We start from the raw sequence: 15981 nt of genomic DNA on the forward strand, positions 1-15981 counted from the left end.
TCGATACGTCGGGAGGTCGTCAGGGGCGCGACGGTCAGCGCAGGTGGAAGTAGGCGGCTTGATGGTCGACGACGGCGTCCCAGTCCGCGTCCGTCGGGAAGCGCACGACGTCCCAGCCCGCCTCCTCCAGGCGGTAGCCGGCCTCCACGTCACGAGTGGAGTCGGCCGGCCGGTCCGGGGTGTCGACGAACACGGCGAGGTGGACGTCGTCCAGGTAGAACACCAAATCGGGCCGGGCCGCCGCCGCGTCGACGAACACGTCGGCCTCGTCCGGCAGCCGGTAGCCCTTCGCCTTCAGCCAGCCCACCAGATCGCCCTGCGCGACGAGCGCCGACAGGTCCGTCTCCAGCGGGGTCGGCACGGGCGCGGGGGAGTCCTGGGCGGCGGCGGGAGCGTCCGCGGTCGCCTTGGTGGTGCCCGCACCGGAAACGGTCGCCGGGACCAGCCTGCGGAACACCTCGCTGCGGGACTCGCCCCGGTCCTCCCGCTCGGTGCGGGCGCCGGCCAGACGCAGCAGCAGCGGGCGGGCGGTGTGCCGGCTGAGCTGTCGGTGGTGGCCCTGGTTTGCGTACGTCAGCAGGCATGTGTAGCACCCGCGGGCGCACTTCTCGCGCTTCGCTCGGACGCACTTCTCGTCCTTTGCAGGGCCGCCCAGGTCCTCACCCGTGTCCGGGTCGAAGTGGCAGATCTCCAGCGCGGTCCGGGCGGCCTTCGCGAGGGCGTCCTTCTCGTGCTGGATGCGGCGCAGCACGCCTGCGCCGCCCTCCGCGGCCTCCGTGAACAGCATGCGGCGGCGCGGCCCGTCGTCCGGCGGCAGCAGCTCCGCCGTCAGCTCGGAGTCCTCCAGCTCGAACGCCGCCTCGATGCCCCGCTCCAGGGCGTACAGGAACGACAGCGCCACCGGCTCCGGCTGCGGCTCGTCCAGCGTCACCACCAGGATGTTCCGGCGGTCCTCCACGTACGGCAGGACCCGCTTCTTGCGGCGCTTCTCGTTGCCGTCCTCGTCGACCACCGGCATGCCCGTGCCCTCGATGGCGTCCGCGGCGGCCCGGTCGTTCAGCCAGCGGCCGTCGCCCAGGTCCAGCCAGTAGCCGTCCGGCTCGCCCTCCTTGTCGCGGACCCGGCCCAGGTTGGTGATGCGGACAGTCGCCGAGTCGCCGTAGTCCAGGTCGAGGACGGGCGTCCCCTCCGCGTCGCCGACGTGCGAGGTGAGACGGCCCTTGCGGGCGCCGTGGTCCTGGAACGCGTACGACGTCTCCAGGCGGAAACCTGCCCGGCGGCGCTCCTCCTCGTCGGAGGAGATCCGCTCGCGCGGGGTCGTGTACACGGTGTGCAGCTGGAGCAGGCCCGTGCGCTTGCCGCGCAGCGGCTCGCCGCACATCGCGCACAGGTCGGAACCGGCCCTCACATCGTGGTGGTAGCCGCAGCCGTCGCAGCGGCGGGCCTCCGCCGTCGCCAGGTCGCCCGAGGCGTCCGGCGGCAGCTGGACGCGGGTCACCTGGTAGCGGGCGCCCTCGTGGTAGATGAGCGCGCCGGGGCCGAACTCGCGGATCGCGAGGAACCGGGGCCGCTGGAGGTAGTCGCCGTCGGCGTTGCGGCGGTTGCCGGAACGCGGGATGTAAGCGGCCAGCGGCAGCCTCGGGAAGCTGTAGCCGGGCAGGAACCCCTCGGACGCCAGGTAGCGGTACGGGTTGAAGTCGCTCATCACCGACTTGCTGTCGGTGGAGCGGTTCAGCAGCAGGTTGGTCTGCGTCTCCGCCTCCCGGCGGCGGGTGCGCGCCCGCACCTGCTCACCGGGGGAGAGGGTGTGGTCGACGACCCGCTTGTTCTGCTCGTACTGGTCGATGACGGCCGCCCGGAAGAGGTCCCGCCACCGGTCGAACGCGGCGTCGAACCGTGCCGGTGCGCGCTCGATCCGGTCCTCGATCCACTCGTCGTACCACCAGGTCGTCGCCTGGAAGTCCGCGATCAGCGGGGCCAGGACCGTGCGGGCCGCGGCGACGGCACGGCGGCGGGCACCCTCGTCCAGGGACAGGTCCCGGATGCCGTCGAGCAGCGGCAGCGGCATCTGCGGGTCGGGGCGGTCGTCGCCGTCCGGGTCGTAGGCGACGTCGACGACGTCCGGGATCGCGGCACCGAGCTTCATCCCGGTCTCCGCCAGCCAGATGCCCTGGAGGTGCGAGCGGACCAGGTCCTCGTTGGCGAGGTCCAGGCGCGGCGGGGCCACCTGCCCCGACACCATGTCCTGGGAACGCCGGAAGTAGTACTGGTCGTGGCTGTTGCCCGTCGCGCAGTACGTGGTCACCAGCGCGGGCTGGCCGGAGCGGCCCGCCCGGCCCGAGCGCTGCGCGTAGTTCGCCGGGGTCGGCGGCACGTTGCGCATCATCACCGCGTTGAGCGAGGAGATGTCCACGCCCAGCTCCATCGTCGGCGAGCAGTACAGCAGCGGCAGTTCGGCGTCGCGGAACTGCCGCTCGCGCTCCAGCCGGTCCTCCGGCGTGACCTGCGCGGTGTGCTCCCGCGCGAACAGGCCGGCCAGCTCGGCCGCCGCCGTGCGGTACAGGTCGCGGAAGAAGGGGTTCACGCGCGGTCCCTCGCCGCTGGTGTAGGTGCGCGCCAGCGGATCGACCGCGCCCCGCTCGCCGTCACCGGCCCGCCAGATCAGCGCGGCGGCCGCCACCCGGTAGCCGAGGCGCTTCTCCGACGCGCGGCGGCGGAAGGCCGGCCCCGAGCGCTCGGGAGTCGCCTCCACCTCACGCACGAGCTCCGCGTCCCGCAGCACCTTCAGCAGGTCCTCGATGACGCACTGCACGTCCTCCAGCGAGGCGGACGCCTCACGCAGCGCGGGCAGGTTCCGCCGCAGGTACTTGCCGAACTTGCCGCGCGCCGACAGGAACAGCGCGGACCGCTCCATGCCGGGCCGCGAACCGTACGGGTAGGCGGTGCCGACGGTCGGCTGGTCGGAGTCGCTCAGCACCCACGGCCCGGTCAGCCGTTCCTCGCTCGCCCGCTGCAAGGTGTCGAAGTCGTCGCGGAAGTACTGCACGTCGATGGCGAGTTCACGCCGCATGTAGTCGAGCAGCGTGCGGCCGATCTCCTCGCGTAGCTCCGGGTCGGCGTCGCGCAGCACCGCGTGGGCGGACTGCCAGCGGTCCGGCTGGGCGGCGACCCAGGCCAGGTCCTCGTAGTCGATCCGCAGCAGACCGGTCTGCTCCAGGTTCGGCATCGTGATGCGCCAGCCGCGCTCCAGGTCGCGGTAGAGGCGGTACCCGACGACGTCCCGGAACACCTTCGCCGCCCGCTTCTCCATGGACGGAGGCAGGTTCGTGCCCGACGCGTAATCGCGGGGCGTCAGGCCCATCACCTCGGTGACGGCCTCGGCGAGGTCGTCGTGGCGCAGCCCGTCCTCACCCGCCCGCACCGCCGCCTGGTACAGCGCGCCGCGCAACTGCGTCACCTGGGCGAAGTCGTTGAAGTGCCCTGCCTGCAGGGACGCGTCCTGCCGGTTGTCGACGAAGGTGAGGAGCTTGCGCGCCTCCTTGCCCAGGCTGTCCTCGGGCACCGCCCGCAAGGACTTCACGATCGACGCGGAGATCAGCGAGGTCGCCGACGAACGCCCCTCCTGGTCCAGGGTGGCCAGCTTGGCGAAGTCCCGGCCGCGCGTCTGCTCGTAACTGACCTGGCAGTGCACGCAGAAGAGGAACGGCGCCGGCACGAACGCCGCCACCAGGCCCTCACCGGACTCGTTGCCGTGGGCGTCCACGACGACGCGCTTCGGCAGACGGGGGCGGTAGGACTTCTTGACGGTCATCCCGCCGTTCGCGTCCGGCTCCAGCCACGACTCCGGCAGCCGGCGGTCGTCCACCGCCTTCTGCGGATCGGCCGGCCACTCGTAGTCCTGCCCCGGCATGCCCAGGTACAGATAGCCCTCGCCCTCACGCCCCCCGGAGGCGGAGGTGTCCCGGCGCGGCTCGTACCGGAAGGCGCCGCCGTCCTCGCTGCGCCAGACCGTCAGGTACTCCTGACCGCACTCACGGCAGAACGCCAGCGGGAACAGCGGCTTGCCGCCGCTGCCCGGCTGCTCCAGCTGATAGGTGCGGGTCAGCGGCCGGGTGAGCGGGTCCTCCAGCGTCGTGTAGACGGTGTCGCCCTTGGACAGGAACTGGTGCAGCCGGAAGGCGAACAGCGGCCGCTCCGTCACGGGGTGCTTGGCCTGCGCGCCCGCCTCCAGCGTCGTGCGGATCGCCTCGCGCACGGTCTCCTCGGCGACACCGGACACGGCGGACAGCTCCGCCGCCGCCTCCTCGACGGTGGCCGGGGCACGGCGGCGCAGGCGGCCCGTGCCCTCCTCCCGCTCAAGACCGAACCGCGACTCCACCCAGCGCGCCAGGGAGTCCTTCGTCAGCGCCTCGTACGACCGGGGCGCCGAGGGCACCCGCAGCCGCTCGGCGGGCACGGACTCCGGCGCCTCGTCGGTGGCCCGCACCAGGGTCTCGCCGATGACCTGATCCGGCAGCACCGTCGTTCCGAACAGCCGCTTGGCGACCTTGGCGACCTCGCGCCGCTGGTCGTCCCAGGTGCCCTCGGTCGACATGGTCGCCGAGGTGCCGATGCACTGGAGGGACTCCGACGCCCGGCACGCCTCACGGACCCGCCGGATCAGGAACGCCACGTCGGCGCCCTGCCGGCCCCGGTAGGTGTGCAGCTCGTCGAAGACGAGGAACTGCAGTCCCTCCGCCATGCGGATCAGGCTGGACCGGTCGTCCGGCCGGGTCAGCATCAGCTCCAGCATCACGTAGTTGGTCAGCAGGATGTCCGGCGGGTTCTTGCGCAGCTCACGGCGCTCCTCGCTGGACTCCTGACCGGTGTAACGGGCGAAGGTGACCGGCTCGCGGCCCTTCCCGAAACCGTGGCGCAGGTACTTCTCCAGCTCCCCGAGCTGCGAGTTGGCCAGTGCGTTCATCGGGTAGACGACGATCGCCCGCACCCGGCGCTCGGCATTCGGGCCGGCCGCTTCACGCTCCTTCAGGACGCGGTCGACGATCGGCACGATGTACGACAGCGACTTGCCGGAGCCGGTGCCGGTGGTCAGCACGTAGGAGTCGCCCGCCTGCGCGGCCTCGATCGCCTGGCGCTGGTGCAGGTGGAAGGTCAGCGGCCGTCCGTCCGGACGCGACGAGGTCTCCTTCTTGCCCGCCTGGAAGATCTCCGCGCACCTCGGGTGCAGGACGCCGTCCCGCACCAGGTCGGTGACCTGGCCGCCGTCGGCGAAGAACGGGTTCAGCGACAGCCACGGGTCGGGCCACTGCGACTTCGCCCTCAGATCGTCGGCGACGAAGCCCTCGATGCGCGCGTCCCGGATCACCGTGCCGCTCTTGGTGAAGCTCTCGTACTCGGTGATCAGGTCGGCGTGGATGCCGAAGACGTCCATCGCCTCCGGCAGACGCGGCTGCCTGCGCGGCGCGGGCGCGGGTACGGCGGGGGCCCGCTCGGGGAGCAGGGCGCGCAGCCGCGCCACCGGGTCCATCTGCTGCCAGTGCGGAGCGAGCAGGGCGGCCGTGGGGTCCTGAGCGAGCGCGAGCGGGACCAGCGCCTCACGGACCGACGCGGCGTTCTCCGGGCGGTGTTCGGCGTCCTTCTCCAGCAGACGCTCCACCAGCCGGACCAGACCGGCGGGCAGATCCGGACGCACCAGCGTCAACTGGGGCGGCAGTTCCCGCAGATGCTGCTCGGAGATCTCGTAGTGGGTCCGGCCGGAGAACGGCGGACGGCCGATGAGCAGTTCGTAGAGGATGCAGCCGAGCGCGTAGAGGTCGGCCGAGGCGGAGACCTGCTCGGCGCGGAACTGCTCGGGCGCCATGTAGCGCGCCGTGCCGAGGCTGACGCCCGTGCTGGTCAGGCGCGTCTGGTCGGGGTCGTCGACGATCGAGCCCATGCCGAAGTCGAGCACCTTGACGGTGCCGTCACCGGTCAGCATCACGTTGGCCGGCTTCAGGTCGCGGTGGACGACCCCGGCGGTGTGCGCGGCGGTGAGCCCGGACGCGATCTGCGCGCCGATGGCGGCGACCCAGGAGACCGGCAGCTGGGGCTCCTCGTCGATGAGGTCCGCGAGCGGACTGCCGTCGAGCAGCTCCATCGCCAGGTACGGCAGTCCGCCGCCGTCCGCGGTGTCGTCCACGCCGCCGTCGATCAGGAGCGTGAGGTTCGGGTGCCCCTGCGAGAGCATGCGCATGATGCGCACCTCGCGGCGGAAGCGGGCGGTCTCCTTGCCGGACCCCGAGGCGTCGATCGCACCTCCGGTCCGGCTGCGCAGCAGGGTCTTGACGGCGACCTGCCGGTGCGGGGAGTCCGGGGCGGCCTTCAGGTCCTCGGCCCGGTGCACCTCGCCCATGTTTCCGCGTCCGACGACGCCCGTGATGCGGAAACGTCCGCCGACAGTCCCCAACCCCACTTACCCCTCCCCATGACGCCCGTCTCGTGCAAGATGGGTACATCTTGCTGGAGCGTACACCTTAGTCCGTACGAGCGGCTCACGTCTACGTGTTGAGGATGTCAACACGCTTCTCGCGCGTGAACGGCGTGGTCGTGTACGGCGTCGGAGCTGGGGTCGGTGTGACGTCGGTCCTCTCTACTCCCCGAGCGAAGCCACCGCCTCCCGGTAACCCCCCGTCGGCGGCGCCGTGTCCGGCCCGTACACCAGGTTCAGCACCCCCGTGCCGAACGTCTCCGACTTCAGCAGCCGCAGCGGGATCGACGGCTCGCCCTCGTCGAACAGGCGCATGCCCTTGCGGACGGCGACGGGGTGGACGAGAAGCTGGAGCTCGTCGAGCAGGCCCGCCGCGAGCAGCTGCCGGACGACCGACACCGAACCGCTCAGCCCGATGTCACCCCCGGACTCGCCCTTCAGGGCGGAGGCCACCTCGGCCACGTCGCCCTGCGCCTGCTCCGAGTTGCGCCACTGGAACTCGAGCGGGCTGCGCGAGAACACGATCTTGCGCATGTCGCCGAGCTGCTTGGCGAAGCCCGCGTCCTCCGCGCCCGCCGTCTCCCGCTCCGGCCAGGCGCCGGCGAAACTGTCGTACGTCACGCGGCCGAAAAGCATGGTGTCGGCGTTGCCCAGGCCCTCGCCGACGGCCGCACCCATCTCGTCGTTGAAGTACGGGAAGTGCCACTGGTCGGGGGCCTCGACGACACCGTCGAGGGAGATGAACAGGCTGGCGACGATCTTCCGGGACATGGTGTCCTCCTGGGGTGTCCGGTCCGTGTTACCGATGAAGACCGTGCCACCGACCGGAAATCATCGGTGGGCGGCACGCGGTGAAGACCTCCGGACGGTGTCACCGGCCGTCCGGCGCGGATCCGTGACGCTGCCCAGCCAGCCCAGCAGGAACCCGACCGGCGTCGTCACCAGCCCCGGGATGGTCACGTCCCAGACCCGGAAGTCGTGCCCCGGCATGATCGACGTGGGGGTGCCGGACATGTACGGCGACACCGCGAGCGCCACGACGGTCACCACCGTCGCACCCCACAGGCACCACAGCGCGCCGCGGGCGGTGAACCCGGGCCAGTACAGCGCGTACAGCAGGACGGGCGCGAGGGCGGCGCCGCAGAGGCCGAGCCAGAGCGTCGAGACGACCACCAGGTTCCAGTCGGCGCACACCACGGCGACGGCCGCGGCGGCCAGCCCGGTCAGCGCGGCGGCCCACCGCGACGCGGTGCCGTCCACCCGGCCCGCCGGGCGTCCGCCGGAGGCCCCCAGCACGTCCCGGCCCAGGGTGATCCCGGCGGCGAGGGTCACGTCGACCACGGCGGCCAGCGCCGTGAGGAAGAGGACGCAGGCCAGGGCCGCGACCAGGATGCCGCCGCTGTCCAGCGCCCGCCCCAGCAGCAGCGGCGTGAACACCTGCGCCGACGGACCGGCCTCCCGCAGCATCCCGCCCGCCAGGGCCGCCGCGCCGACGCCGACGACGGCGAGGGCGCCGTACAGCAGGACGAGCTCACCGAGCATCCAGCGGCCGACGGTACGGGCCCCGCGCGGGCTCTTCGTCGCGATGGCCCGCATCAGTACGGCGGGCATGGCCAGCGTGGCCATGGTCATGCCGAGGATCTGCCCGACGCGGTTCACCGCCCCGACCCACCCGTCACCCGTGTAGCCACCGGGCCGGAGGAATCCCTCGCCCGTCCCCGAACCGTTCGCGGCCGCGTCCAGCAGGCGCCCCAGATCCCCGCCGAAGCGGTGCAGGACGAGCGCGGCGGCGACCAGCAGCACGGGCAGGGCGATCACCGACTTGGCGATCATCACCACACCCGTGCCCCGGATGCCGCCGCTGACGGCCAGCGCGGTCATCACACAGCCGATGACGACGATGCACCCGGTCCGCGCGCCGGGCTGCCCGAGCAGCGCGGCGGCCACATTGCCGACGACCACCAACTGGACCACCAGCAGCGGGAAACAGACCAGCAGCGTCACCACACCCCAGGCCACCCGCACACCGGACCCGCCGCTGCCGCGCGCGTCCAGCAGGTCCGGGGTGGTCAGCGAGGCCTGCGCGCGCAGCGGCTCGATGACCAGCACGAGGAACAGCAGGACGCCGACCAGGCTGCCCAGCATGACACCGAGCCCGTCGAACCCGGTGGTGGCGACCATGCCCACCAGCACGGTGACGGTCGCGACGGTGGTGGTGTCGCCGCCCATCGCGATGCCCTGCTGCCAGGACCGGAGCCGCCGGCTGTCGGACCGCACGAGCGCGCGGTCGTCCTCGTCGGCGCCGGTGATGACGCACAGCATCAGGCAGATGACGACGAACACGGAGAACACGGCGAAGACGAGCGACCGTGAGGAGGAGTCGAGCAACGCGGTCACGCCCACCTCCGGTCGTCCCCGTCGGAGGCCGCGGTGACCTGGTCGACCCGCCGCCCGTACACGACCAGGCCGTGCACACCGATCCCGAGCGGTACGACCGCCAGCACCACCCCGAGACTCACGGCCCCGGCGACCGGAGTGCCGTACACACCGGGGACGAGCGCGGCGGCCACCACGTACAGCACCCACACGAGGGCGATGCGCAGACCGACCCGCAAGCCAACCCTCAAGCGCGCGTCCTCCGCCGGGACTTGCGCGGACAGGGCGCGGTCGTCAGGCACCGGCGGGCCCTGCCGGTACGGCTCCGCTTCGTAGAACTCCAAGACAACTCCGCTCACGCACGTCGACCCGGCACCCCGTGATGGGCGCCGGCACGGATGTGGGGGTGGCCGCGGAGTCAACCAGACGCGGAGGCGGCATGGAGGGGGACTGTTCCCTCGCCCAATCAGGAGCTCACGGGACGGTGAGCGCGCACTCGATTCACGCCCGTACGGCGATCGGGACTCTGTGAACGGGCCGCCGGTCCACAGGCGGGCCGGCGGTCGACGCGGGACGCGTCGGGCGGTGTCATGTCGTGCCCAGTTGCCCCCGGCGGAACGGTTGACCGCCGAGCACGTACTCACTAGCGTGCTGGGCACAACATCAGACATCAGATGTCTTACGAGCGATAGGGGTCGGCATGAACGCCGTGAAGGACGACGCCTCGGTGTCCAGGCGCAAGGCGCTCGCCGGTGCCGCGGGCGCCTTCTCGGCAGGAATGCTGATCGCGCCGTCCGCATCGGCCGCGGCCCCGCCCGCCACGGCACGGGCCGCCGACGTGACGGCGACGGGCCTGCCCGTCCTGGCGGTGGGTCAGAACTGGCAGCAGGTGCTGGCGACCACCCGCCGGGTCCAGCTCGAGCCCGGAGCCACCTACGTCCTTCCGGCGACGGTGGAACTGCCCGACGACTGCCTCGTCGTGGGCAACGGCGCCACGGTCACGGTCACCGGCCCCTCGGTCACCGCCCTGCGCGTCACTCAGAAGCGGAACGTCACCGTCACCGGGGTGCGCTTCCGCGGGCAGGAGGCCGACCCGCTGGGTACCTCCATGGCCGCGAACCACGTGGCCGTGAGGATCACGCGCGGCAGCGACGTCCGCGTCACCGACTGCGACTTCGCCCGGTGGCGCGGAGCCGGCGTCGTGGTCACCGGCTCCGCCGCCGACGACTACTTCGGCTCCCGCACCGTGGTGAGCGGCAACACCTTCGACCGGTGCTACTTCGGCTTCTCGGCGGCGGACCGCAGCGAGTACGCGCTGCTGGCGAACAACGTCTTCACCTACTGCCGACTGGCCGTGTGGAACTCCTCCGGCAACTGGAACATCCAGGGCAACACCGTCGTCGGCTGTTACGGCGCCTACTACTCCCTCGCGGCCACGAGTCCCTACGGCGGTCAGAGCAGCGACAACTGGAACCACGGCGCCGTGACCGGCAGCACCTTCAACCACTCGAACGGCGGCACCCCCGTCCGGTGGACGGCCAACCTCGCGTTCCCCGTGGGCGGTTCGCCGGCCGACCCGGGACCCGGCGTCGTCGTGTCAGGGGTCCTGCCGCCCACCTTCAGCGGCAACACCCTGTGGTACACGGACGTGACCGCCACCAACCTCCAGGGCAGCCGGTGGGTGCTGGCCGGATGCGCGCTCTCGGACCTCACGGTGAGGTGTTCCGGATCCGCCCCGGTGCACCTCGTCGGCCACCAGGGCAACCACGCGCCCGTGCTGACGGGCAACGTCGTCGACGTACTGGCCGGCTGACGGGGGTCGCGGCCCTCACGGCCCTTACCAGCCCTTCTCCGCCTGCGGCGCGAGATCCTCGATCTGACACCGTCGTACCGGGGCGCCGCCGCCACGCCACTTCCGCCTCGCGTTCGCTCAGGTCGGGAGGGGCGTGACGGCGTCCTGCCCGGCTTCTCTCAGATGTCCCGGAAGGGACCGGCGAATGCCGTGACCTGCTGCGATGGACCGTTGCAGGTCGCTGACCTGGGGAAATAATCTTTCGGCTGTTGCACGATCGTGGCCGTTGATGCGGCCGGAAGTCCCAGAAAAGTCCCAGGGTCCGACCTTTCGACACTGCGGGAAGCCGCCACGGCCGCCATGCATCTGTCCGCACGGACGCCCGCCGTTTTCCTGGTGTGCGCTTCCCGCCTGCTCGACCTGCGAGAGAAGGACATCTGATCGCTCTCTCACTACGGCGCAATTTCCTGGGTGAGAGAGCGATCAGGTTCATCGAGCCGGACCGGGACACCTGGTGACTGTTTCCCGCGTTCCAGGTGAGTACCGGTAGCCGGCGGGGCACATGAGCCTTGATCAGGCGACGGACCTGCTGATAGGCGCCGCCGTAGCATCGGCGTACGACGACGTTCTGCACGGCGTCGGCCCTCTTGCCTTCGACCACCTTCCCCGCAGCCTTTTCGAGGATGCTGGAGAGGTCGAAGCGCTGAACAAGATCCTCAGGGACTTGACGGGCTAGGACATAGGCCGGCCTCCGGCCTGACTCGGAGACCACCACGCCACCTCTGGCGCAAGCCCCTGCTGGGCATGGTCACGCTGTGCGCTCATGTACGGCCACTCCTCACGCGACCGGTGCTTTGGGGGCGGCGGGTGCCGCATGGGTGCCACATGTCGAACGGTTGAGGACGAATTCAGATCGGCAGATAACCGAAATTGAATCAAATGCGACCGTTGTGCATTTAGAGACTAATGGTGACAAGATGCGGCCCCGGATCCTGAGGGGTGACGGCATCTCATGGGGGTTGTGGCTCCTTTTGCTGTGCGTTCCCCCAAGACGTCCCAGGATGTGTACGAGCGCAGCAAGGAGCCGCGATGACCCAGACCACTGCACCGCCTGTCATCCCAGGTCCGCGAGACGGTTCCGCCGAACCACGTGGACCCGTGGCCCCGGTGCCGCCCCGGCTCACCAAGGCGGTCATCCGCAACTTCCGGCTGCTTCGCAGAACCGAGCTTTCCTTCACCGACGAGGTGACACTGTGCGTCGGCCGTAACAACACGGGAAAGACCTCGCTGGCGAAGCTGTTCGAATTCTTCGTGGCGAGGAAGAAGACCGCGCTGCGCATGGAGGACTTCTCCGCCGACTGCTACGAGGAGTTCCTCGCTGCCCATCGCCTCTTCGCCGCGGGCGAGGTGGAGCAGGCGCGCGACACGGCTCCGGCAGTCACCCTCACCCTTCACATCGCCTACGACAAGGACTGCGGCCAGTATGGGCCACTGGCCCCCTTCGTGGTGGACCTCGACCCCGACTGCTCCGAGGTGGTGATCAGGTTCGCCTACGCGTTGGGGGACGGTGCCCTGAAGGAGTTCTTCGGGAATGTGCCTGTCGAGCCGGATGCCACCGCCACGCTTGAGCGGCTGGGCAGAGACATCCCGAAGCACTTCGAGATGTCGGTGACGGCGGTCGACCCGACCGATGAGGCGAACGTCCGACCGGTCGACCTCGCGGACGTGCGCACCCTGGTGAGGGTGGACTTCGTCGAGGCGCAGCGAGGACTGGACGACGAGGGCGAGGGGCATGCCGCGCCGATCGGAGCGGTTTTCGAGCAACTGCTGACCGCGGCGGAGAAGAGCCAGAACGCGACGTGGCTGGAGGAGCTCGCCGCGAGCATCGACAGGACGCTCGTGGACACCTCCGGCAGTCTCGACAGCAGCCTCCAGAAGGTCCGCGAACGGGTGGCGCCGACGTTGAAGGCCTTCGGTTATCCAGGCTTGGGTAACCAGGAGTTCGTCACGGCCGCCCGGCTGGACTCCAAGAGGCTGCTCAGGAACTTCGCGCGCATTCACTATCCGGGAGTGGCCGGTGTGCGGTTCCCGGAGTCGTACAACGGCCTCGGTACGCGGAACCTGGTGATGATTCTGCTCAGGCTATTCACCTGCTACCGCGACCACACGGCGACGTCTCTGGAGTCGGGGATCCATCTCGTCTTCCTGGAGGAACCGGAGGCCCATCTGCATCCGCAGATGCAGGAGGCGTTCATCCAGCGACTCACGTACTCCGTCAGTCTGTTCCCTCGGATCGACGCGCAGATGAGGGCGAGCATGCCCGGGCAGGCGGGAGCGGTCGAAGAGAGCACCACCGCAGGCGACAGCGGCCCCCGGTGGAACGCTCAGTTCGTGGTGACCACCCACTCGGCACACGTGGCCAACCAGGGGCGCTTCTCCGACATCCGGTACTTCCGAAAGGAGGAGGACGCCGTGGAGAGCGGAGGCGAGCCGGGGGCGGCCCGCACCGTCATCAAGGACCTGTCCCAGGTGACCGGCGACGAGAGGTTCCTCCGCAAGTACCTGACCCTCACCCGGGCCGACCTCTATTTCGCGGACAAGGCCATCCTCGTCGAGGGCGCCAGCGAGCGAGTCTTCGTCCCGGCGGCGGAGGAGAAGCTGGCGGCGAGGAGGCCCGGAGAGACGCCCCAGCACCAGTACGTGACCCTGATGGAGGTCGGCGGGGCGCATGCCCACAGGTTCTATCCGCTGCTGAAGGTCCTCGGGATCCCGGCCCTGATCATCACGGACCTCGATCCCGTCGACAAGAGCGGGCCCAAGAGGGGCAAGTGTCTGGTGTCCGAGGCCGGACATACTCACAACCCGTCCATCAAGGCGTGGTTCTCCGAGACGGCGGACATCACGGTGGCCGAGCTGCTGCAGCGGGCCGAGACGGACCCGCCGATCGCCGGCGGCAGCATGTGCCTCGCCTACCAGGTGCCGGAGGAGCCCGGCGGTCCGTGCGGCCGTACCTTCGAGGACGCCTTCGCGCTGACCAACCGGGCCCTGTTCGGCATCTCCGCAGGTGACGCTCCCACCCAGGAACTGGAGGAACAAGCCCGTGGCAGCGTGGAAAGCAGGCGCAGCAAGGTCGACTTCGCCCTCGACCACGTTCTCGGGGACCACGACTGGGAGGTCCCGAAGTACATCAGGCGCGGCCTCGAGTGGCTCATGGCACAGGACGGGACGGCGACGAAGGCGGACGACGAGTGACGACCGAGGCGGAAAACGTCACGCACACGATCCTGACGTCCCTCCGGGAAGGCCGGCACTTCAAGGTGGAGGCCGGCGCCGGTGCGGGCAAGACCAGCTCACTGATCGAGGCACTCCGGAGCATCCTGGCCGACCGCGCCCGCTACCTCCCGCGGCCCCACCAACGCGTCGCCTGCGTCACCTACACCAATGTGGCCCGCGACGAGATCATCAGCCGCACCGACCGCAGCCCGTACGTGTTCGCCGAAACCATCCACGGCTTCCTGTGGCAGCTGCTCTCCCCTTTCCGTAAGCACCTGCTGCGCCACATCGTCGAGCTGGACATCATGCCGTCGAAGATGGAGGGCCGCACCTCGCTGGACGGCTACACCGTCGAGTACAGCACCGGCTTCCAGAAAGTGGACCACGACACCCGTCATGTGCAGCTGGGGCACAACGACCTGCCTGTCCTCGCAGGGGCGTTCTTCGCCCTTCCCAAGTTCCGGGCCCTGGCCGCCGACCGGTTTCCGATCATCTTCGTGGACGAGTACCAGGACACCCCCGCCGGCCTGGCGGAGGCCATGCTGGGCGCACCGGGCGAGAAGACCACAGAGCGCGGCCCCCTCTGCGGCTTCTTCGGGGACCACTGGCAGCAGATCTACGAGAACGCGTGCGGGGCACTCGAGGACGCGCGCCCGACACCGATCTTCAGACGGCGCAACCGCCGCTCGCAGCGCGCCGTCGTGAACCTCCTGAACAGGATGCGCCCCGAACTGACACAGACCACGGTGCCAGGAGCGGGCGAGGGCACCGTCGCCGTCTATCACACCAACGAGTGGGCCGGGACAAGACTCACTCACCATCGGAAGGGCCAACTCGACTGGGGCGCGGCCCACGCGGCCCGGAGCTGGGTATTGAACGATGCCCGCGAGCGGTTCTGGAGCACCGGGACATCCGGGCACGATGACCCGGCGTGGGCGGAGGAGCCGAGCACGAAGATCCTCATGCTCACGCACGAGACGATCGCCGGCGAGCTGGGCTACCAGAAGCTCCACGGAGCCTTTCGGCGCAACGATTCCTACGTGAAGAAGGAGGACCATGCAATGGCCTTCTTCATGGACACGCTGGAACCTGCCCTGCTCCACCACCGGCACAAGCGCTACGGCGCGATGTTCGACGCACTCGACCCACGTGGCCGCCCACCCATCAACTCGCCCGCCGACAAGCAAGAATGGGTGGCGTTCCTGGAAAAGCTGGGGGAGACCCGCGAGACGGGCACGGTCGGCGACGTCCTCGACCTCTGTCTTGAGCAGCAGCTCTTCGACGGCCTGGAGAAGGTACGCGAGCGTCATCGGAAGACCGTGTCACCAAACGCCGCCGACCCGCAGGCTGTGAGTGACGACAAGGCCAAGGCCCGGGCGGCGGCCCGGTCGAAGGAGTACCAGCAGCTGCGCGACGTTCCGTACGCGCAGCTGCTGGCGCTGAACGAACACCTCGGCGGTGGCACACCCTTCGCCACACAACACGGAGTGAAGGGACTGGAGTTCACCCGGGTCCTCACAGTGGTCAGCAAGGGTCACACCCGCTTCCAGATCCCCGAGATGCTGGCCAACTTCTCCCGGCGCGACGAACTGGTGGACAAGGATCTGGAAGCGTTCATCCGAGCGCGCAACCTGTTCTACGTGGCGTGCTCACGAGCCAGAGAGCACCTGGCCATCCTCTTCACCACGAAACTCGAGCCTGCCGCACTGGACACCATCCGGGAATGGGTCGGTGAGTCGCGGATCACGTCGCTGCGATTCGACGGGGACAGAGTGGTGGGGGGTGAGCGGGAAGGCTGATACTCCCACCCCGGAACCGAAGCAGCCCGGTCGGAGGTGGGTGCCACGTGACCGGTCGGCCGGGTGGGGTGCTGTCACTTGCCCTCGTAGAGACGGTTCAGGTCGACCAGTTGGACGGTCCGGTTGCGGTCCGCGATGCCGTGCAGGTCGTGGGCGGAGGCGGCGCTGCTGAAGCAGAGCAGGCGGGTCTGGTCGGAGGCGGGTGGTGCCGGTGGCACGAGAGGCTGGCGGGCGCCGTGACCTGCCCCGGATCTGCCCGGCGTGCTTGACGTGGG

At 70.0% G+C, this 15981-nt stretch carries 9 protein-coding genes; 4 read left to right on the plus strand and 5 right to left on the minus strand.

The features are described from left to right. Positions 1–34: 34 nt before the first annotated feature. The 4 genes from ACIF8S_RS01325 to ACIF8S_RS01340 all read right to left on the minus strand — a co-directional run bounded on the left by ACIF8S_RS01325 (position 35) and on the right by ACIF8S_RS01340 (position 9093). Positions 35–6451: a protein kinase gene (locus tag ACIF8S_RS01325; RefSeq protein WP_399996644.1), complete on the minus strand. Its 6417-nt coding sequence runs from the start codon at positions 6449–6451 to the stop codon at positions 35–37. A 177-nt stretch (positions 6452–6628) separates the two neighbouring features. Next, complete coding sequence (locus ACIF8S_RS01330) at positions 6629–7237, minus strand: dihydrofolate reductase family protein (protein WP_399996645.1); 609 nt, start codon at positions 7235–7237, stop codon at positions 6629–6631. A gap of 60 nt (positions 7238–7297) precedes the next feature. Then, positions 7298–8863, minus strand: a complete 1566-nt coding sequence (locus tag ACIF8S_RS01335; protein WP_399996646.1) for a transporter — start codon at positions 8861–8863, stop codon at positions 7298–7300. Continuing rightward, complete coding sequence (locus ACIF8S_RS01340; protein ID WP_399996648.1) at positions 8860–9093, minus strand: hypothetical protein; 234 nt, start codon at positions 9091–9093, stop codon at positions 8860–8862. Before ACIF8S_RS01340 ends, ACIF8S_RS01335 begins: the two co-directional genes overlap by 4 nt. 449 nt (positions 9094–9542) lie before the next feature. On the opposite strand from ACIF8S_RS01340, the gene ACIF8S_RS01345 reads away from it, so the two are divergent. From ACIF8S_RS01345 to ACIF8S_RS01360, 4 genes are all read left to right on the plus strand, one after another. Next, positions 9543–10655, plus strand: coding sequence for a right-handed parallel beta-helix repeat-containing protein (locus ACIF8S_RS01345; RefSeq protein WP_399996649.1), 1113 nt, complete (start codon positions 9543–9545; stop codon positions 10653–10655). A gap of 541 nt (positions 10656–11196) precedes the next feature. Beyond that, positions 11197–11370, plus strand: a complete 174-nt coding sequence (locus ACIF8S_RS01350) for a hypothetical protein (RefSeq protein WP_399996650.1) — start codon at positions 11197–11199, stop codon at positions 11368–11370. Between the two features lie 353 nt (positions 11371–11723). After that, positions 11724–13886, plus strand: a complete 2163-nt coding sequence (locus ACIF8S_RS01355; protein ID WP_399996652.1) for an ATP-dependent nuclease — start codon at positions 11724–11726, stop codon at positions 13884–13886. Further along, a complete protein-coding gene (locus tag ACIF8S_RS01360; protein ID WP_399996653.1) occupies positions 13883–15706 on the plus strand; it encodes a UvrD-helicase domain-containing protein in 1824 nt (607 codons plus the stop codon). The genes ACIF8S_RS01355 and ACIF8S_RS01360 overlap by 4 nt, the downstream gene beginning before the upstream one ends. Positions 15707–15780: 74 nt before the next feature. On the opposite strand, the gene ACIF8S_RS01365 is transcribed toward ACIF8S_RS01360, so the two are convergent. Continuing rightward, a complete protein-coding gene (locus ACIF8S_RS01365; RefSeq protein WP_399996654.1) occupies positions 15781–15924 on the minus strand; it encodes a hypothetical protein in 144 nt (47 codons plus the stop codon). Positions 15925–15981 lie beyond the last annotated feature (57 nt).

The organism is Streptomyces sp. NPDC085937, from assembly GCF_044540535.1.
Taxonomy (GTDB): Bacteria; Actinomycetota; Actinomycetes; order Streptomycetales; family Streptomycetaceae; genus Streptomyces.